The sequence below is a fragment of the Blastococcus sp. SYSU DS0617 genome (assembly GCF_054051075.1).
Genome location: NZ_JBJHAO010000006.1, coordinates 46215 through 64703, shown reverse-complemented (window position 1 = coordinate 64703; position 18489 = coordinate 46215). Strand labels below are relative to the sequence as shown.

Annotated in this window: 16 protein-coding genes; 8 read left to right on the top strand and 8 right to left on the bottom strand. The window is 75.0% G+C overall.

Annotated elements, in window-relative coordinates; all coding sequences use genetic code 11:
- Positions 1 to 63 precede the first annotated feature (63 nt).
- The gene (locus ACI793_RS08965) at positions 64 to 207 is read left to right on the top strand and encodes a hypothetical protein (protein WP_456606028.1); all 144 of its coding nucleotides are present in this window, start codon (positions 64 to 66) and stop codon (positions 205 to 207) included.
- A 9-nt stretch (positions 208 to 216) separates the two neighbouring features.
- On the opposite strand, the gene ACI793_RS08960 is transcribed toward ACI793_RS08965, so the two are convergent.
- On the bottom strand, positions 217 to 987 hold the full coding sequence (locus ACI793_RS08960; RefSeq protein ID WP_456606027.1) for a hemerythrin domain-containing protein: 771 nt from the start codon (positions 985 to 987) through the stop codon (positions 217 to 219).
- Between the two features lie 233 nt (positions 988 to 1220).
- On the opposite strand from ACI793_RS08960, the gene ACI793_RS08955 reads away from it, so the two are divergent.
- The 4 genes from ACI793_RS08955 to ACI793_RS08940 all read left to right on the top strand — a co-directional run bounded on the left by ACI793_RS08955 (position 1221) and on the right by ACI793_RS08940 (position 6727).
- On the top strand, positions 1221 to 2021 hold the full coding sequence (locus ACI793_RS08955) for an alpha/beta fold hydrolase (RefSeq protein WP_456606026.1): 801 nt from the start codon (positions 1221 to 1223) through the stop codon (positions 2019 to 2021).
- Entirely contained in the window at positions 2018 to 4282 is a 2265-nt protein-coding gene (locus tag ACI793_RS08950; protein WP_456606025.1) for a SpoIIE family protein phosphatase, read from the top strand. Before ACI793_RS08955 ends, ACI793_RS08950 begins: the two co-directional genes overlap by 4 nt.
- A gap of 158 nt (positions 4283 to 4440) precedes the next feature.
- Complete coding sequence (locus ACI793_RS08945) at positions 4441 to 5601, top strand: acyl-CoA dehydrogenase family protein (RefSeq protein ID WP_456606024.1); 1161 nt, start codon at positions 4441 to 4443, stop codon at positions 5599 to 5601.
- A 76-nt stretch (positions 5602 to 5677) separates the two neighbouring features.
- Complete coding sequence (locus tag ACI793_RS08940) at positions 5678 to 6727, top strand: acyl-CoA dehydrogenase family protein (protein WP_456606023.1); 1050 nt, start codon at positions 5678 to 5680, stop codon at positions 6725 to 6727.
- 80 nt (positions 6728 to 6807) lie between these two features.
- Here the strand turns inward: ACI793_RS08940 and ACI793_RS08935 are convergent, their stop codons facing one another.
- From ACI793_RS08935 to ACI793_RS08915, 5 genes are all read right to left on the bottom strand, one after another.
- Entirely contained in the window at positions 6808 to 7851 is a 1044-nt protein-coding gene (locus ACI793_RS08935; RefSeq protein WP_456606022.1) for a hypothetical protein, read from the bottom strand.
- Positions 7852 to 7877: 26 nt separating this feature from the next.
- Complete coding sequence (locus tag ACI793_RS08930) at positions 7878 to 8498, bottom strand: hypothetical protein (protein ID WP_456606021.1); 621 nt, start codon at positions 8496 to 8498, stop codon at positions 7878 to 7880.
- A gap of 106 nt (positions 8499 to 8604) precedes the next feature.
- Entirely contained in the window at positions 8605 to 9342 is a 738-nt protein-coding gene (locus ACI793_RS08925) for an acyl-CoA thioesterase domain-containing protein (protein WP_456606020.1), read from the bottom strand.
- Between the two features lie 66 nt (positions 9343 to 9408).
- Positions 9409 to 10146 carry an acyl-CoA thioesterase domain-containing protein gene (locus ACI793_RS08920; RefSeq protein WP_456606019.1) on the bottom strand — a complete coding sequence of 246 codons (738 nt, stop codon included), beginning with the start codon at positions 10144 to 10146 and terminating at the stop codon, positions 9409 to 9411.
- 95 nt (positions 10147 to 10241) lie between these two features.
- On the bottom strand, positions 10242 to 11006 hold the full coding sequence (locus ACI793_RS08915) for an AAA family ATPase (RefSeq protein WP_456606018.1): 765 nt from the start codon (positions 11004 to 11006) through the stop codon (positions 10242 to 10244).
- Positions 11007 to 11083: 77 nt separating this feature from the next.
- On the opposite strand from ACI793_RS08915, the gene ACI793_RS08910 reads away from it, so the two are divergent.
- Positions 11084 to 12592, top strand: coding sequence for a phospholipase D-like domain-containing protein (locus tag ACI793_RS08910; RefSeq protein ID WP_456606017.1), 1509 nt, complete (start codon positions 11084 to 11086; stop codon positions 12590 to 12592).
- A 24-nt stretch (positions 12593 to 12616) separates the two neighbouring features.
- On the opposite strand, the gene ACI793_RS08905 is transcribed toward ACI793_RS08910, so the two are convergent.
- Complete coding sequence (locus ACI793_RS08905) at positions 12617 to 13654, bottom strand: glutathione S-transferase family protein (protein ID WP_456606016.1); 1038 nt, start codon at positions 13652 to 13654, stop codon at positions 12617 to 12619.
- A 143-nt stretch (positions 13655 to 13797) separates the two neighbouring features.
- Here ACI793_RS08905 and ACI793_RS08900 point away from each other — a divergent pair, with 143 nt between their 5' ends.
- Positions 13798 to 14463, top strand: a complete 666-nt coding sequence (locus ACI793_RS08900) for a hemerythrin domain-containing protein (protein WP_456606015.1) — start codon at positions 13798 to 13800, stop codon at positions 14461 to 14463.
- On the opposite strand, the gene ACI793_RS08895 is transcribed toward ACI793_RS08900, so the two are convergent.
- Positions 14438 to 16765: an ATP-binding protein gene (locus tag ACI793_RS08895; protein WP_456606014.1), complete on the bottom strand. Its 2328-nt coding sequence runs from the start codon at positions 16763 to 16765 to the stop codon at positions 14438 to 14440. The two genes, ACI793_RS08900 and ACI793_RS08895, sit on opposite strands and share 26 nt — an antisense overlap.
- A 140-nt stretch (positions 16766 to 16905) precedes the next feature.
- Between ACI793_RS08895 and ACI793_RS08890 the strand changes: the two genes are divergently transcribed.
- Positions 16906 to 18423, top strand: coding sequence for a class I adenylate-forming enzyme family protein (locus tag ACI793_RS08890; RefSeq protein ID WP_456606013.1), 1518 nt, complete (start codon positions 16906 to 16908; stop codon positions 18421 to 18423).
- Positions 18424 to 18489: the final 66 nt, after the last annotated feature.

The window sequence follows — 18489 nt, the reverse complement described above, 5'->3', positions numbered from 1 at the left end:
CGGACACCGTGCCGTCACAGCGGCTGCCTAGCGTCGCTCCCGTACTCGACGAGGGGAACGGACATGACGACGAGCACCCTGGAACGGCCGGTTGAGCGGACCGCTCCCGACAGCAGCGGCCGCGACCGCTGGACCTGCGAGAACTGCCGAACCGAGACCAGCTCCGTCCGCAAGCGGTGCACCGACTGCGGCACGTCCCGCTACTGACGCGGCACCTCACCGCGCCGGGGGCGCCCCCCGCAGGCGGACGACGTCCGCGCGGTGCCGGCGGGCGCCCCGCCACCGCCAGGCCAGCCGGCCGAGCGGGGACAGCCCGCCGAGGATCCGTGCCCGGTCCCCGGCGCAGCTGTCCTCCAGCGCCAGGCCGAGCACGAGCCGCCGCTCCCGTGCGCTCAGCCGGAGGTGCGCCGCCGAGGCGACCGCGGACCACGTCGCGGCCCCCAGGTGCGCGTCCAGCAGCGGCAGCAGGTCGCGCTCCTCGGCGGCCGTGTGGTCCGCGACGGCGTCGGCCAGGCCGCGGCAGTCCCGCGCCAGGCCGTCCCGGGCGGCGGGGGTGCCCGCCACCGCCCACTGGCGCGCCGCGGTGCCGAGGTCGCGCACGGCGGAGTCGATGCGGCCGGCACGGGCGGTCCAGTCGGCGACGGCGCTCCGCAGCGGCGCCTGCCGTCCTTCCGGCACGGCGCCCAGCAGCGCGGGCCACAGGGCGTCGCGCTCCAGCCGGTGCTGCGCGAGCAGCAACCGCCCGACGAGGTCGGCGTGCGCGGTCAGGGCGCGCGTGCGTGCCGGGTCGGCCGGCGGGGCCCAGGTGAGCAGATCGGCGAGCAGGTGCAGCTCGCGGCGGACCACCTGGTGCAGCACCCGCTGGGAGGCGCCGGCGGCGCTGCTGGGGGCCGGCGGCACGCGCCGGGAGCCGGGCGGGACGTCGTCGCCCGGGCGGCGGGGGACCGGCAGCACGGACGTGCCCGCAGCGGCCTGGACAGCGGTCATGGTGCACCTCGCTGGGCGTCGGGCCGGCGATCCGGCCGGCCCGGATCGAGGACGACGCGGCGAGGGTAGGACCGTCCGGGAACGCCCGACAGGGGGATCGTCGACCAGACCCTCGGGGGCGCGGCCGCGCGCCGGTGCGCCTGTCCGTCCGCGTCCGGCGGCTGACCCACCGTCACCGATCGGAGGGGCGTGGACCGCAGACAGGCCCGTCGTCCTCCCTTAGGGTCGACCGCGTGGAGAAGGTCCTGCAGCGGAACTGCGTGCGCCTCACCGGCTCGCCCCAGGGCCGGCCGATGATGTTCGCCCACGGGTTCGGCTGCGACCAGGAGATGTGGCGGTTCGTCGTCCCGGAGTTCGAGACCGACCACCGCATCGTGCTGTTCGACCACGTCGGCGCCGGCAACTCCGACCTGCAGGCCTACGACCGCGCCAAGTACAACTCGCTGCGCGGGTACGCCGCGGACGTCGTCGAGATCTGCCGCGCGCTGGAGCTGTCCGACGTGGTGTTCGTCGGGCACTCGGTGAGCGCGATGATCGGGGTGCTCGCCCTGCAGGAGGCCCCCGAGCTGTTCGGCGGGCTGGTGATGATCGGCCCCAGCCCGCGCTACGTCGACGACGGCGACTACGTGGGCGGGTTCAGCCGCACCGACATCGCCGGGCTGCTCGACGCCCTGGACGCCAACCACCTCGGCTGGTCGGCGCAGATGGCGCCGGTGATCATGGGCACGCCGGACCAGCCGGAGCTGGCCGCCGAGCTCACCAACAGCTTCTGCCGCACCGATCCGGACATCACCCGGCACTTCGCCCGCGTGACGTTCCTGTCCGACAACCGCGCCGACCTCGCCGGTGTCGCCGTCCCCACGCTGGTGCTGCAGTGCGCCGAGGACGTGATCGCGCCCGAGGTGGTGGGCCGCTACGTGCACGAGCAGATCCCCGGCAGCGTCTTCACCCAGCTCGCGGCCACCGGTCACTGCCCACACCTGAGCGCCCCGGAGGAGACGGCGGCGGCGATCCGGGCCTTCCTGCCGGGGTGACCGTGTCCAGGGCGCAGGACCCGGGAGGGAACCGCCCGGAGGAGTGCGGCCGGCTGGACCACCTGCTCGAGGACGATCCCGCCGACCTCTACGAGAACGCCCCCATGGGCTACCTGTCGTCGCTGCCCGACGGCCGGATCGTCAAGGTCAACCGGACCTTCTGCGACTGGATCGGCCGGCCCGCCGGCGAGGTGCTGGGAGTGCGCTTCCAGGACCTGCTGAGCATGGGCGGGCGGGTCTACTACGAGACCCACCTGATACCGCTGCTCCGCATGCAGGGCGCCGTCCGCGAGATCGCGCTGGACCTGGTGCGGGCCGACGGGACGCCGCTGGCCTGCCTGGCCAACGCGGTGGAGATCCGGGACGACGACGGGACGCCGCTGCTCCTGCGGGCGACGGTGTTCGAGGCCACGGCCCGGCGGCGCTACGAGCGCGAGCTGCTGGCCGCGCAGCGCACCGCCGAGGAGTCCGAGCTCCGGTCGCTGACGCTGCAGATGGTGGTGTCGGACCTGGCCGCCGCCGTCTCGGTGGAGGATGTCGCCTCGGTCATCGTGGAGCGCAGCAGCGATGCCCTGCGGGCCCGGGGGGCGGCGCTGATCCTGGTCGACACCGACCCGCACGACCCCGAGGCGATGCCCGCGCTGCGGCCGGCCCGCTCCCAGGGGCTGCCGCCCGGACTCCTGCTGGAGCTGCGCGACGCCGCGGGCAGCCAGCTCGCCGTGGAGCTCGCGCGCGGGGTCCGGTCGATCGTCGGTGACGACCGGCTGCGGCGGGTGCAGCCGGCGTTGGCCGTGGCGATGGCCAACGCGGGCCTGTCCGAGCTCGTGGTGGTGCCGGTGACCGCCGACGGCCGGCGCCTCGGAGTGCTGGTGCTCGCCCTCGGCGAGGGCGTCGACGACCTGATCAGCCTGGAGCCGGCGGACGGAGCCGCCACGCTCAGCACGGCCGACGTCAACCTGCTCTGGACGATCGGCCGCCAGGCGGGGCAGGCGCTGGAGCGGGCCCGCCTGCACGAGGAGACGGCCCGGCAGGCGGAACGGGCGTCGTTCCTGCTCGAGGCGGCGCGGTTGCTCGCCGAGGCCGCAGACGTCACCGAGACCGTGGACCGGCTGGCCGGGCTGGTCGTGGACCGGCTGGCCGACGTCTGCGTCGTCGACCTGGACACCGACGAGGGGCTCGTCCGGCCCGCCGTCCGCCACGGCGATCCGCAGCGCCGGCACCTCGCCGAGGAGCTGCGCACCCACCACCTGCCCCGCCGCTCGACCGCGCACCCCAGCGTCCGTGCGCTGCAGACCGGTTGGACGCAGTGGATCCGCACGGTCGACGACGACTTCATGCGCTCGGCCGCGGTGGACGACGCGCACCTCGAGCTGATGCGGGCGCTGGACCTCGCCGCCCTGGTCGCGGTGCCGCTGACCGCCGAGGGGCGGCAGCTGGGTGTGCTCACCATCGGGGCCGACACCCGGCGCGGGCCGTTCACCGTGGCCGACGTCGAGGTGGCCGAGCAGCTGGCGCTCCAGCTGGGCCTGGTGGTGGCGCGGGCGCAGCGCTTCGACCTCGCGGTCCGCACCTCGCACGCGCTGCAGAGCAACCTGCTCCCACCGGCACCCCCCGCCCTGGAGGGACTGGCCATCGCGGTGCGCTACCTGGCGGCCACCCACGGGGTCGACGTGGGCGGCGACTTCTACGACGTCGTCGAACTGCCGGGGGGCCAGGTGGGGCTCGCGGTCGGCGACGTGGTCGGGCACGACATCACCGCCGCCGCGACGATGGGCCAGCTGCGCAGCGTGTACCGCGCGCTGCTGGCCGACGGCCCCGCTCCCGGCGCCGTGATCGACCGGCTGCAGGTGGGGTGGCCGCTGCTGGGCCTGCGGCGTATGGCCACGGCGCTGCTCGCCTCGCTGGACCCGGTGTCGGGCCGGTTGCGGATCGCCTCGGCGGGCCACCCACCGCCGGTGCTGCTGGCCGATGGCCGGGCCGGGTTCCTGCCGGTCCGGCCGAGCCGGATGCTGGGCGCGCCGCCGTCGGACGCGGTGGAGTGGGAGGGCGTCCTGCCGCCGGGGGCCGGCCTGATCCTGTTCACCGACGGGCTGGTCGAGAGCCGTTCGGCCGACATCGACGAGGGGTTCGACCTCCTGCTCGCGGCCGCGTCGTCGGCGGGGACGACCGATCCCGACGCCCTGTGCGATCACCTGCTGGCCGAGCTCACCGGCGCCCAGCGCGCCGACGACATCGCCCTCCTGGTGCTCACCCGCCTTTGACGCCGGGATCAGGTGACCTGATCGTGCTGCGTCCTCCCTCACGTCCCACGGTGAGGTAGGACGCTCGGGGATCAGGTGACCTGATCCCGGCCGCGGGAGCGCACGTCCGGGGCACCCTGTACAACCGACGCAGGAGTCCACCTCGAGCTGGGAGTCGCATGAGCAACCCGTTGACACTGGCGCCGGCGCCGCGCTCCGACGCGGCCGAGCGGGTGCGGGGCGAGGTGCGCGACTTCCTGGCCGAGGAGCTGGCCGCCGGGAGCTTCCGCACGCACGTGGACACCTGGTTGTCCGGCGTCGACCCGGAGTTCTCCCGCAAGCTGGGCGCCCGCGGCTGGCTCGGCATGACCTGGCCGAAGCAGTACGGCGGCCACGAGCGGACGGCGATGGAGCGCTACGCCGTCACCGAGGAGCTGCTGGCCGCCGGTGCGCCGGTCGCCGCGCACTGGATCGCCGACCGGCAGTCCGGCCCCAACCTGCTGCAGTACGGGACCGAGAAGCAGCGGCGCGAGATCCTGCCGCGCATCGCCCGCGGTGAGTGCTACTTCGTCATCGGGATGAGCGAGCCGGACTCCGGGTCCGACCTGGCCTCCATCCGCACGAAGGCGACGCGCAACGCGGCCGGCGACTGGATGGTCAACGGCGCCAAGGTGTGGACGTCGAACGCGCACCTGTCCCACTACGGCATCGTGCTGGTGCGCACCGCCCCGGTGGACACCGCGAACCGGCACGCGGGCATGTCGCAGCTGCTCATCGACCTGTCGCTGCCCGGCATCACGATCAACCCGATCCGCATCCTGGACGGCGGGCACCACTTCAACGAGGTCGTGTTCGAGGACGTCGTCGTCCCGGGCGACATGCTGCTCGGCGAGGAGGGCAACGGCTGGCACCAGGTGACCGCCGAGCTGGCCTTCGAGCGGTCCGGCCCCGAGCGCTTCCTGTCGACCTACCCGCTCATGGCGGAGTTCGGCCGGCGGGTCGCGGAGTCCGGCGACCCGGCCGGGCTGGTGACGCTCGGCCGGCTGTCGGCGCGGGTGCTGGCGCTGCGGCAGATGTCGCTGCGCATCGCGGCGGCCCTGGACCGCGGCGAGCTGCCCAACATCCCGGCCGCGCTGGTCAAGGACGTCGGGACGACGTTCGAGGCCGACGTCATCGAGGAGGTCCGCCGGGTGGTCGACGTGCTGCCCTCGCTGGACTCACCCGACCCGCTGGCGCGGGCGCTGGCCGAGGCGCAGCTGCACCAGCCCGGCTTCACGCTGCGCGGCGGCACCAACGAGATCCTGCGCGGGATCGTGGCACGTGGATTGGGGCTGCGATGACGACAGCGAGCGAGCATCGCAGCGAGGGACGAGCGAGGAGCGGAACGAGCGCGGAGTCGAGCGGGGGACAGCGCTGATGAGTGATCAGGACCTGGTGGTCGGGACCGTCCGCGGTCTCCTCACGCGGCACGAGCCGTTCGACCCGACGCCGGAGCGGCGGTGGGACGCCGGGCTGTGGAGCGCCCTGGCCGAGAACGGGCTGACCGGGGTCGGGCTGCCCGAGTCGGCCGGCGGCTCCGGCGGCGACCTGGCCGACGCCGTGGCGATCGTCCGCACGCTGGCCGCCGGCGCCGGGGCGGTGCCGGTGGCCGAGCAGCTGCTGGTGGCCGGCCCCGCGGTGATCGCGGCCGGGCTGACCCTGCCTCCGGTGGACGAGCCGCTGACGTTCGGCATCGCCGACGGCGTGACGGCAACTCCGTCCGGCGACACCTGGACCCTCAGCGGGACGGCGACCGACGTCGCGTGGGCGGGGGTGGCCGCGCACGTGGCCCTGCTCGTGGCCGGTCCCGACGGCGCGGTGCTCGTGCTGCTGCCGACGGCGGACCTGACCGCGTCGGCCGCGGTGAACCTCGCCGGCGAGCCCCGGGGGTCGCTGACCCTCGACGGCGTGCGGGCGCAGGGGGCTCCGCTCGGCGAGGCGCAGGTGCGCGAGCTGCGCGCAGGCTTCGCGCTGGCGCGGGCGGTGCAACTGACCGCCGCCCTGGAGCAGGTGCTGGCCTGGACGGTGCAGTACGCGGGGGAGCGGCAGCAGTTCGGCCGCGCCCTGGCCAAGTTCCAGGCCATCCAGATGGAGCTCGCGGAGATGGCCGGCGAGGTGACGGCGGTGACCGCGCTGACCGACGCCGCGGTGCAGTCCCTGGGCCACGGCGAGGCGAACTTCTGGCTGGCGGCCGCGGCGGCGAAGGTGCGCGCCGGGGCGGCGGTCGAGGTCGTCGCGCGGCTGGCGCACCAAGTGCACGGCGCGATCGGGTTCACCCAGGAGCACAAGCTGCACCACCTGACCAAGCGGCTGTGGTCGTGGCGGGACGAGGCCGGCAGCGAGCTGGTCTGGTCGCGCGTGCTGGCGCAGGGTCTGCTCACCGACGGCCCGGACGGTCTCTGGCCGGCCCTCACCCGGGCGGTCTGACTCCTCCTCCGCAGGCGACCATCGGCGGACGGCCGGCACACCGCCGGTCCGGCCGTCCGCCGAATGGTCGACCGGGGAACTCAGTCGTCGAGCTGCTGGGGGACGCACTGGGGCGGGCCGAGGCCCGCGGTCGAGCACCACTGCTGCGCCTCGGCCTCGGAGGCGAAGCCCTCCGCGGCCACGCTGAGCCACCAGCTGTCGTCCAGGCCGGCACCGGTCACGTCGTCGCCGCGCACGAGCAGCACCGGCAGCAGCCCCGCCCGGGCGCGGTGGCGCGCCGAGTAGGCGGTGGCGGCGTCGTCGTCGGCGATCCGCGCGGCCTCCAGCTGGGGGACCCAGGGGCCGGCGAGGTCGTCGGCCGCGGCGGCGTCGTCGGCCCGGACGGTGAGCAGCCCGGCCACGTCCTGCGGCGGTCCGGCGGGGCCCAGGCCCTCGGCCTGGACGTGCGCGACGGTGGCGCCGCCGAGCAGGAGGAGCAGCGCCAGCCCCAGACCGGCGAGGACCGCGGTGGCGGCGCCGCCGGCACCCGAGCCGGGGTCGCCGTCGGCGGGTGACCGCCAGTGGGCCAGCCCCGACAGGGCCAGGCCGAACGCGGTCAGGCAGATGGCGCAGACCGGCAGCAGGTCCCAGATCCGGGCGTCGACGACGTCGAGGGTGGCCCACGCCGCCCACGCCGTGGCGCCCGCCAGGACGATGCCGAACCCCGCGACGACGACGTCGGGCAGCCGGACCCCGGTCAGGGCGACCGCCACCAGCACGACCGCGACGACGCCGGCGAGCAGCGCCACCCAGTTCGGCCAGAACCAGGGCTCGCCGCCGCCCGGCCACCGCGTCGCGGCACTGCGGGCGGCGGCGGTGGCGCGGTCGGTGAGGGCGAAGTCGAGCCGGCCGAGGACGGCGGGGGCGAGGAAGAGGCCGAGCAGCAGCCCGGAGCTCAGCAGCAGCGAGCCCCCGGCGGGGTGCCGGCCGACCGGGGCGCCCCGCCGGAGCCGGGACGGCTTCGCCTCCGCGGTCGCGGCGGACGCGCCGGTGCCCGGAGCCGGAGCGGCGGTCTCCTCGGGGTCGGCCGGGTCGGCGTGCCGGCCCCGCCCCGCGGTGTCGGGCGTCGGTTCGGATGTCGTCACGGATCTCCGTCCTGGGTGGGAGCGGCTCAGACCGTCTCGGGGACGCGCAGGTGGGCGAGGACGAGGTCGAAGGTCGCGTCGTCGGTGACCTCGCCGCCGCGCTGCCGGGAGAACTCCTCCAGCAGGGGCGCCATCCGGGCACTCGCCTCCTGCAGGGCGGCGTCGTCGGTGAAGGTGACCGCGGCCGTGCTGCGGCCGTGCTCGGCGTCGGCCATGACGCTGACGCTGCAGAAGCCGGGCAGGTCGTTCAGCCGCGGGACGACGCTCTCGGCGTAGGCGTCGAGGGTGGGGTCGAGGCGGGCCGGGTCGGTGCGGCACCGGGTCACGCGGGTGCGGGCGCCCTCGGGGGCGCTGCGCAGCCGGTGCACCAGCGCGATCCGCCACTCCTCCAGCGACTGGGGGCTCTGCAGGACGTCGGCCATCCGGGCGCGGATGCCGCGCATCTCCGATGCGCTGCGGCGCAGGGCGGCGAGGTCCTCGAAGGAGCTGGTGACGATGCACCGGCCGGAGCTGCGGTCGGCCAGCATCGAGATGCCGACGAAGCCGTCCATGCCCATCAGCGCGGGCATGGCCTTGTCGCGGATGTAGTGGACGGCGTCGTCGATCCGGTGCGGATCGCCCTGGAAGCCGGTCGAGCGTGCGTACATGGCCGTTTCCCCCCTCGGACACCGGCGGCCACCCCGGAGGCGCCCGCCGCCCCCACTGTGACGCAGGCAACGGCGGAGTGGGAAGTCGAGCGCCGGTGGGGGGTCGCTAGACGTTGCGGATGTTGGCGACGGCGACGGCCATGCTGTAGCCGATGGGGCCCTGGGTGTCGTGCATCGCGCAGTGCCCCACCGCGACGCCGGCCTCGCTGGCGTGGCCGCCGGACTCCAGGCCGATGTGGTCGCCGACCGGATCGCGGCTCAGGGTGAGCGTGTAGTCGGCGTTGATGAACTCGAGCTCGTCCTCGCTGCGGTGGGCCAGGGGGCTGGCCATGTCGGCCGCGAGCGCCGCGCGGACGAAGGGGGAGAGGGTCTCGCCGTCGACGAGCGGGCTCTTCTCCTTGATCCACATCCGCCGGCGGGCGGGGTGGCCCTCGTCGCCGAACTCGTGCACCGAGCGCGGCAGGGTGCCCGGGTCGGGGGCGTCCCACGGCGGGGTCCGGGTCGGCACGGGGCTGGGCGGCTGCTCTCCCCGGCGCAGCTGCACGGCGCTGGCGCGGGCGACGGCGCCGACGCCCGCGGTCACGGTCGCCTCGGTGACCCGGATGCGGCGTCCCTGCCGGACGACGACGCTGCTCACCTGCACCGGCTCGAACGGGGCGTTGCGGAACATGTCGACGGTGAGCCGGCTGAACTGGAACTCCGGGTCGCCGTGGCTGGTCTCCAGCTCGCGCGCGAGCAGCCCGGCCAGCAGGCGGCCGTGGATCATGCCCGGCACCCACCAGCTCTTGGCGCTCTCGCCGGGCGCGAAGCCGTCGTCGGTCAGCGTGAAGTAGGCGGGCCGCACGAGCAGGCTCCTTCGGGGCGGGCGGGCGGGGCAGGAACGGGGCGGCGTGACGCCGGACGGGGTGGGTCAGACGGTGCGGATGTTGGCGACGGCGGTCGACATGCTGAAGCCGATCGGCCCCTTCTCGTCGTGCACGGTCGCGTGGCCGACCGCGATGCCGTCCTCGCTGACGTGGCCGCCGGCCTGCAGGCCGATGAACTCCCCGATCGGGTCCCGGCTCAGGGTGAGCGTGTAGTCGGCGTTGATGAACTCGAGCTCGGTCTCGCCCCGATGTGCCACGGGGCTGCCCTCGTCGGCGGCCAGCGCGACCCGGACGAACGGGGAGAGGGGCTCGCCGGCCACCAGCGGGCGGTCCGCGCGGATCCACATGCCCCGGCGGGAGTGGTCGCCGTCGGGCAGGAACTCGTTGTAGGGCTCGGTCAGCGGGGTCGGGTCCGGGGCGTCCCAGTGCGGCGTCCGGGTGGGGACGGGGCTGGGCGGCTGCTCGCCGCGGCGCAGCTGCACCGCGCTGGCCCGGGCGACCACGCCGATGCTGGTGAGCACCTTCGCCTCGGTGACCCGGATGCGGCGGCCCTGCCGGATGACCTCGGTGGTCACCTGCACGGGCTCGAACGGGGCGTTGCGGAAGAGGTCGACGGTGAGCCGGCTGAACTGGAACTCCGGGTCGCCGTGCTCGGCCTCGAGCGCCCGGGCGAGCAGGCCGCCGAGCAGGGGGCCGCTCAGCATGCCCGGCACCCACCAGCTGCCGGCGCTCTCGTCCGGGACGAAGTGGCCAGCGGTCAGCGTGAAGAAGGCGGGCCGCACGAGCAGGCTCCTTGCGAGGGTGCTGAGGACCTGGTCGGGCCCTTCGGGAGACGGTTGGGCGCCTCGACCCTATCGCCGTGCCCTCGCGCCCCCGGTCAGCCCAGGTGGCGGAGGAAGTCCTCGGGCCGGCGCAGGAAGGCCCGCCACGCCGTCACCAGGTCGCAGTCGTCGTACGCGACGGGGGCGATGCCGCGGTCGTCGAGCTGCAGCAGGGTGGCTCCGGGCAGCGCGGCGAGGACGGGGGAGTGGGTGGCCAGCACGACCTGGCTGCCCGCGGCGAGCATGTCCTGCAGGATCGTCAGCAGCACGAGGCTGCTGTCGAACGAGAGCGCCGACTCGGGTTCGTCGAGGACGTAGAGGCCCGGCTCGGCGACCATGCCGGCGAGCACCTGCAGGAAGCCCTCGCCGTGGCTGCGGCCCAGCAGCGGGCCGTCGATGCGCTCCTGCCAGCGGCCGCGGCCGGAGAACTGCCCGGCCTGGGCGTGCAGCCGCTCGGCCCGCAGGAAGAGGCCCCCGGTGGGCCCGCCCCGGGTGAAGGCCAGCCGGAGCGAGCGGTGCAGGTCGGAGTCCTCGGCGGCCGGCTCGGCGATGGACCGCTGCAGCCAGTCGTCGCGGAAGGCGGTGATCCGGCGGGCCCAGGCCGCGGCGATCGCCTCCACCAGCGTGGACTTGCCGGCCCCGTTCGCGCCGATCAGCACCGTGGCGCCGGGGGACAGCGCGAGGCCGGAGTCGTACACCTGCCGGACGGCCGGCACGGTGTAGGGCCACTGCTCCGGGTCCGACTGCCCGCGGTCGATCGTCAGCCCGGTGACCGGCGCACCGGGCTGCCGGCCGGCGCGCGGACGCGCCACGGAAACCATGACCCGATCGTGGCATCCTGCGGCCGGCGGTTGCCGACGACCCGGGAACGGTGCCGTCGTTGCGGCACACTTCCGGGGTGATCGAGACCCAGACCGCGTCGGATGACCCGGCGGACCCGTCTCTGCCGGTCGTCGCGGACGGTGCGGTGCTGGTCCCGGGCGAGACGTGCTGGCGCATCGAGCGGGCGGCCCGGTACGCGGTCTTCGTCGACGCCGCCGACTACTTCGCCGTCCTCAAGCAGGCCGTGCTCAGGGCCGAGCGGCGGGTCCTGTTCATCGGCTGGGACTTCGAGCCCCGCATCCGCATGGACCCGCGCAGCCCGGGCCGGGGACGCCACGACCGGCTCGGGAAGGTCCTCGAGGCGGCGGTCCGGCACAACCCGGAGCTGGAGATCGGGGTCCTGCAGTGGGGCATGGGAGCGCTGGAGTCCCTGCGGCGGGGAACACTGCCGGCCGCCCTGCTCATGCGCCGGACGCCCGACCGGCTGACGTTCTTCGGGGACCACCACCACCCGGTCGGCGCGGCGCACCACCAGAAGATCGTGGTGATCGACGACTGCCTGGCCTTCGCCGGCGGCATCGACGTCACCGCCGACCGCTGGGACACCTCCGAGCACCTCGACCGGCAGCCGCTCCGGCACCGGCCGACCTCCCGGCGGCCGACCGGCCCGTGGCACGACGTGACGAGCCTGGTGTCGGGACCCGCGGCACGCGCCCTGGGCGACCTGGCCCGCGAGCGGTGGGAGAGCGGCACCGGCCGCCGGCTGGAGCCGGTCGAGGGCGTGGAGCCCTGCTGGCCCGAGGAGGTGGAGCCGCTGCTGACCGATGTCGACATCGCCATCTCCCGCACCCGGCCCGAGCACGGCGGCACGGAGCTGGTGCACGAGATCGAACTGCTCTGGCTGGCCGCCATCGCGGTCGCCCGGGAGGCCGTCTACATCGAGAGCCAGTACTTCGCCAACCGCCGGATCGCCGAGGCGATCGCCGAGCGGCTCGGCGAGGAGGACGGCCCTGAGTTCGTCGTGGTGAACCCGGAGTCGGCCGATGGATGGCTGGAGGAGAAGGCGATGGGCACCGCCCGCGCCCGGCTGCTCGGCATCGTCCGGGAGGCCGACGTGCACGACCGCTTCCGCATGTACGTGCCGGTGACCGACGGCGGAGGGCCGGTGTACGTGCACGCCAAGGTGATGGTGCTCGACGACCGGCTCCTCCGGATCGGCAGCGCGAACCTGAACAACCGCTCGATGGGGCTGGACTCCGAGTGCGACCTGACCATCGAGGTGCGGGAGGACGACCCCCGTCGCGCCGAGCTGACCGCGGTCGTCGTGGGCATGCGCCACCGGCTGCTGGGGGAGCACCTCGGGGTGGAGCCGTCGGTGGTCGCCGCAGCGGTGCAGGAGCACGACGGTTCGCTGATCCGCGCGGTGGAGAGCCTGCGGACCGGGACGGGTCGCACGCTGGAGCCGTTCGAGCCGCCCCAGCAGCACGTCGTCGACCGCGCCCTGGCCGAGACCGAGCTGCTGGACGCCGAACGCACCCCCGACCGCCGCCGGCGGATCAGGTCCTGGTTCCCGCGCCGCCGCTGACGACGTCGCCGCCGCTGACGCGGGTCAGCGGTGCGGGATGCCCCCCGGGCCGTGGCCGTCGGGCACCCGCTCGCCCTCCGGGGGCGGACCGGGCGGGGTGCCGTCGCCGAACGGTGAGCCACCCAGCTCCTCCCGGCCGTGCGGGGTCAGCCAGACCGAGGTGTCCGGTCCGGCCGGGATGATCTGCGTCGGGTTGATGTCGGCGTGGACGACGTAGTAGTGCTCCTTGATCTGCGGGAAGTCGGTCGTGTCGCCGAACCCGGGGGTCTGGAACAGGTCCCGGGCGTAGCCCCACAGGGCGCGGAACTCGGTCAGCTTCTGCCGGTTGCACTTGAAGTGGCCGTGGTAGACGGCGTCGAAGCGGGCCAGGGTGGTGAACAGCCGGACATCGGCCTCGGTGATCGTGTCGCCCATCAGGTAGCGGCGGTCGGTGAGCCGCTCCTCCAGCCAGTCCAGCGCGGTGAACAGCCGCTCGTAGGCCTCGTCGTAGGCGCGCTGCGTGCCGGAGAAGCCGCACCGGTACACGCCGTTGTTGACCTCGGTGTAGACGCGCTGCATGACGTCGGCCATCTCGTCGCGCAGGTGCTCGGGGTAGAGATCGGGCGCCCCGTCGCGGTGGAAGGCGGTCCACTCGGTGGAGAAGTCGAGGGTGATCTGCGGGAAGTTGTTGGTGACGACGGCCTTGGTGGGGACGTCGACGACAGCCGGCACCGTGATGCCCTTCGGGTACTCCGGGTCGCGGGCGAAGTAGGCCTGCTGCAGCCGTTCGTAGCCGAGCACCGGGTCGCGGCCGTCCGGATCGAGGTCGAAGGTCCAGCTGCGCGCGTCGTGCGTCGGCCCGCACAGCCCCATCGAGATCGCCGACTCCAGGCCCAGCAACCGCCGCACGATGATCGTGCGGTTGGCCCACGGGCAGGCGCGGGCGGCGATCAGCCGATAGCGGCCGGCCTCGACCGGCCAGCCGTCCCGCCCGTCGGCGGTGATCCGGTCGGAGATGTACTTCTCGTCCCGCTTGAACTCCGGCTCGATGTAGCCCGATCCGCTGGTGCTCTTGTCGCTCACCCCGTCAGCGTGCCCGGTCGCCGTCCGGCTCACACCCCCGACGCGGCCGGGGCCGGTTCCCGGCGAGCGAAGGGCCGACCGTGGGGGTGGTGTGGCTGCGCTGTGGGTGTTCGGCGCGACGGCCGGTCAGCAGGCTCGTCGGCATGACGCAGACCACGAACGCCCCACTCGCCGACGTCCACGACATGGTGGTCGTGCACCGTGTGTTCCGCCGGGAGCTCCGGCTGATCCCGGCGCTCGTCCGCGAGGTCGCCCCCGGTGACACCGCCCGCGCGCGGGTGCTCGCCGAGCACGCCCGGCTGATCCTCACCGGACTCCACGGCCACCACACCAGCGAGGACGAGCTGCTCTGGCCGAAGCTGCTGGAGCGCTGCCGGCCCGATGCGGAGCTGGTCCACCGCATGGAGGAGCAGCACCAGCGGGTGCACGACGCGCTCGAGGACCTCGGCCCGGCCCTCGACCGCTGGGAGGCAGAGGCACGCCCCGCGGTCAGCGAGGAGGTGGCGTCCGGCTTCGACGCCCTCCGGACGGCGCTGATCGAGCACCTGGACGACGAGGAGCGGGACATCCTGCCGCTCGCCGCTCGTCACATCACCCAGGCCGAGTGGAACGAACTCGGCGAGAAGGGGGTGGGGGAGACGCCGAAGCGGCTGCTGCCGATCCTGTTCGGCGCGGTCGCGGAGGAGTCGACGCCCGAGGAGATGGTGCGGATCCTCGGGACCGTCCCCGCGCCGGTCCGCCTCCTGCTGCGCACCGTGTTCGCGAGGCGGTACCGGCGCTACGTCAGCCGGGTGAGGTACGGCCGCTGAGCACCGCCGTGAGCCTGGGGACGTCGGCCGGGCGCAACCCCCGTCCGCGTTCCCAGGCCGCGGCGAAGACGTCCTCGCCCAGGTCCGCGCGGACGGCGGGCAACCACTGCCCGGCGGCCTCGAGGTCCGGCGGGAACGTGACCGCCACCGAGTCGGCCTCGGCCGTCGCGGAGCCGGCGGCGAACAACTCGGCGGCGAGCTCCGGTCGGCCCTGCCGCGCGGCGAGGACCGCGAGCCCGGGCAGCGTGTAGGCCAGGGTCCAGCTGGTGCCGACCGACGCGGCGAGCGCACCGGCCTCCGCCCAGCGGTCGAGCGCCGTCGCGTCGTCGTCCGCCGCGAGGGCCAGGGTGGCCTGCACGTTGAGGACCGTGGCCAGGGTGAAGGGGCTGCCCAGCTCCCGGGCGATCCGCTCGGCTGCCGTGACGGCTGCCGCGCCGCCGGGAACGTCGCCGGCCGAGAACCGCAGCTGGCCGCGGACCATCGCGGCGTGGGCGTCCACCCACCGTCGCTCGGCGGGCCCGCTCGAGCGCTCGACCTCGGCCAGCCGCTCCTCGGCGGTCGTGAACCCGCCGGTGAAGACGGCGGCCATGGCCGACAGCAGCAGTGCCTCGACGAGCACGTCGTCGTCCTCGGCGACCCTGGCCGACGCGATCGAGGCCTCGGCAGCGCGCGCCGTACCGGCGAGGTCGCCGGACGCCAGGGCCAGCCCGGCCACGGCCAGGTGTCCGGCGGCGCGTTCCGCGGGGGTGTGCCCGTCGTCCGGGGCGAGCCGGGTCAGCCAGCCCACCCCCTCCGCGGCGTGACCGCGCAGCGCCCAGTACAGCCACGTGTCGGCGAGCAGGACCGATGCGGTCCCCGGGTCGCCGCGGTCGAGGAGTCGCCGCAGCGTGGCGCCGAGGTTGTCGTGGTCCTGCGACAGCGCGTCCAGCCAGCCGGCCTGCTCCGCCGTGCGCAGCCCGGTCCGGGCCCCCGCCGCGAGGCCGGCGAAGAAGTCCGCCGCTCGGTCGGCGATCGGCCCCGTCTCACCCGCCTCGTGCAGCCGGGCGGCCGCGTACTGCCGGACGGGCTCGAGCATCCGGTAGCGGGGTGCTGCGGCGGCGTCGTCGGGAAGGAGGAGCGACTGCTCGACGAGGCCGGCCACCGCCGGGAGGACGTCGTCGTCGGTCACGTGCTGCGCGGCGTCCAGACCGAACCCGCCGGCGAAGACCGACAGCCGGCGGAACAGCCGCTGCTCGGCAGCGGTGAGCAGGTCGTGGCTCCAGTCGAGGGTCGACCGCATCGTGCGCTGCCGGGGCGGGAGGTCGCGGGTGAGCGGCGCCGCCAGGGCGGAGTCCAGCCGCGCGAGCAGCGCCGAGGGGGAGAGGTAGCGCGCGTGCGCGGCGGCCAGCTCCAGGGCGAGCGGGAGCCCGTCGAGCCGCCGGCAGATCGCGGAGACGTCGGCGGCCGTGGCTCCGTCGAGGACGATCGTCCGGCCCGTGGCTGCCGCGCGGTCGAGGAAGACCTGGGCCGCCGGCGACGCGGCAACCGCGGCGGTCCCGGGACCCGCCGGCACGGGCAAGGGCCCCAGCGGGCGCTCGCGCTCGGCGCGCACCCGCAGGGCCGCCCGGCTCGTGGCGAGGACGACCAGCCCGCGGCAGCGGGAGAGCAGCTCGGCGACATCGGCCGCGACGTCGAGCAGGTGCTCGACGTTGTCCAGTACGACGAGCTGGCGACGGGCACCGAGGAAGGCGGCCAGCCCGTCCAGCAGGGGTGGGGCCAGGGGCGGCGCGCCGAGCGCCCGCGCCAACGTGGAAAGCGCGAGTGTCGGCTCCTGCACGGGCGCGAGGGCGGCGACGGTCACCCCGTCCGGGAACTCGGACCAGAGCGTGCGGGCGACCTCCAGCGCCAGGCTGGTCTTGCCCACTCCACCCGGACCGGTGAGCGTCAGCAGCCGGGTGGCGCCCGACCGCAGCGACGCCACGACCTCCTCGAGCTCGGCGTCCCGGCCGACCAGAGGGCTGGTCCGTGCGGGTAGGGCGCCGGCCTGGTCCTGGGGCGGGGCAGGGTCGCCACCGGGCCGCGCCGGCGGGCGGGCTGCGGCGGCCAGCGCCTCCCGCTCGCCGCCGTCGAGATCCAGCGCATCGGCGAGGGCGCGGATCGTGTGTGGATAGGGGCGCCGCCGCTCCCCGCGCTCCAGCGCGCCGACGGCCTTGCCGGTGAGGCCGGCGCGAGAGGCGAGCTCCTCCTGGGTGAGGGAGCGCCGCTCGCGCAGGGCGCGCAGTCGCGCGGCGAAGGGGCCCGGTCCGGAGGTCACCTCGCTCACCGGCCGGAAGCTAGCAGCGCGACGGCGGCCGCGGTGCCCGACCGGTACCGGCGGGTCGCCCCCCGAGGGTTCGACCGACTCTCCGCGGCGCAGAATGCGGAGCGCGGGCGCCGTGCGGGTGCCGGGAGTGGGGAGAGCACGTGGTCGCGGTCGGGCAGTACCCCTTCGACACCAGCGGCATCGACGTCGGCGCGGACGGGATCCGCCGCTACGCGGGTGTCGGCGGCACCGTCGTCGACATGCTGCGCCGCACCGTCGAACGGCACGGCGAGCGGACGGCGGTGGTCGAGCTCGGCGGGCCGTCGGTCACCTTCGCGCAGCTGTGGGAGCGCGCGCTGCGGGTCGCCGGTGGGCTGCGCGACGCCGGGGTGCGCCCGGGCGACCGGGTGGCGATCCGGCTGGGCAACTCGCTGGACTGGGCGCTGGCGTTCTGGGGCGGGCACCTGGCCGGCGCGATCGTCGTCCCGATGAACACCCGGCTGGCCGAGCCCGAGGTCGAGTACATCCTCGGCGACTCCGGCGCCGCCCACGTCGTCCTGCCCGGCGTCCCGCTGCCCGACGGCGAGCCGGGGGAGATCCCGGCGCGCGAGCACGGCGACGTCGCCGCGCTGTTCTACACGTCCGGCACGACCGGCCGCCCCAAGGGCGCCATGGTCACCCACGAGAACTTCCTGTCCACGGTCGAGAGCGTCATCCGCTGCCGGACGCTGGAGCGGGGTCCGGAGCACGTCGGGCTGATCTCGGTGCCGCTGTTCCACGTCACCGGCTGCTGCTCGCAGTTCATGACCCAGATGGGCCTGGGCGGGCAGTCGGTGGTGATGCCGGCGTTCGCGCCGGCGCCCTTCCTCGCCGCGATCCAGGAGCACCGGGTCACGCTGGTCACCGCCGTGCCGACCATCTTCGAGCTCGCCCTGCGGCACCCGGACTTCGCGACCACCGACGTCTCCTCCATCCGCACCCTCAGCTACGGCGGTTCCCCCATCGCACCGGAGCTGGTGCACCGGCTGCTGGACGCCTTCCCGCACGCGCGGGTGGGCAACGGCTTCGGGCTGTCGGAGACCACCGCGATCGCCACCTTCCTGCCGCACGAGTACGCGGTCGAGCACGCGGACTCGGTCGGCTTCCCGACGCCGGTGAACGAGGTGCGGCTGGACCGGCCGGACCCGGTGTCGGGGGTGGGCGAGCTGCTGGTGCGCGGCCCGAACGTGGTGGCCGGCTACTGGGGCGACCCGGCGCGGACGGCGGAGACCTTCGTCGACGGCTGGCTGCACACCGGCGACGTCGCCACGATCACCGACGGCATGGTGCGGATCGTCGACCGCGCGAAGGACATGATCAACCGCGGCGGCGAGAACGTGTACTCCGTCGAGGTGGAGAACGCGCTCGCGGAGCACCCCGACGTGCTCGAGGTGGCCGTCGTCGGCGTCGCCGATCCGGTCATGGGGGAGAAGGTGGGCGCCGTCGTCCTGCCGCGGGCGGGTGCGGCCGACGACCTGGTGCCCTCGCTGATCGCCTTCGCCCGGGAGCGGCTGGCGGACTACAAGGTGCCGCAGTTCGTGCGGGTGCTGGGCGAGCCGCTGCCCCGCAACGCCGGCGGCAAGGTGCTCAAGACGACGCTGCGCGGCACGGACGGGTGGATCGAGGTCCCGCGCCGGTAGTGCCGGCCGGTCGACACCGTCGGGGGGCTTCGACGGGCGCCATCCGGCACGGGATCGGGACTGCAC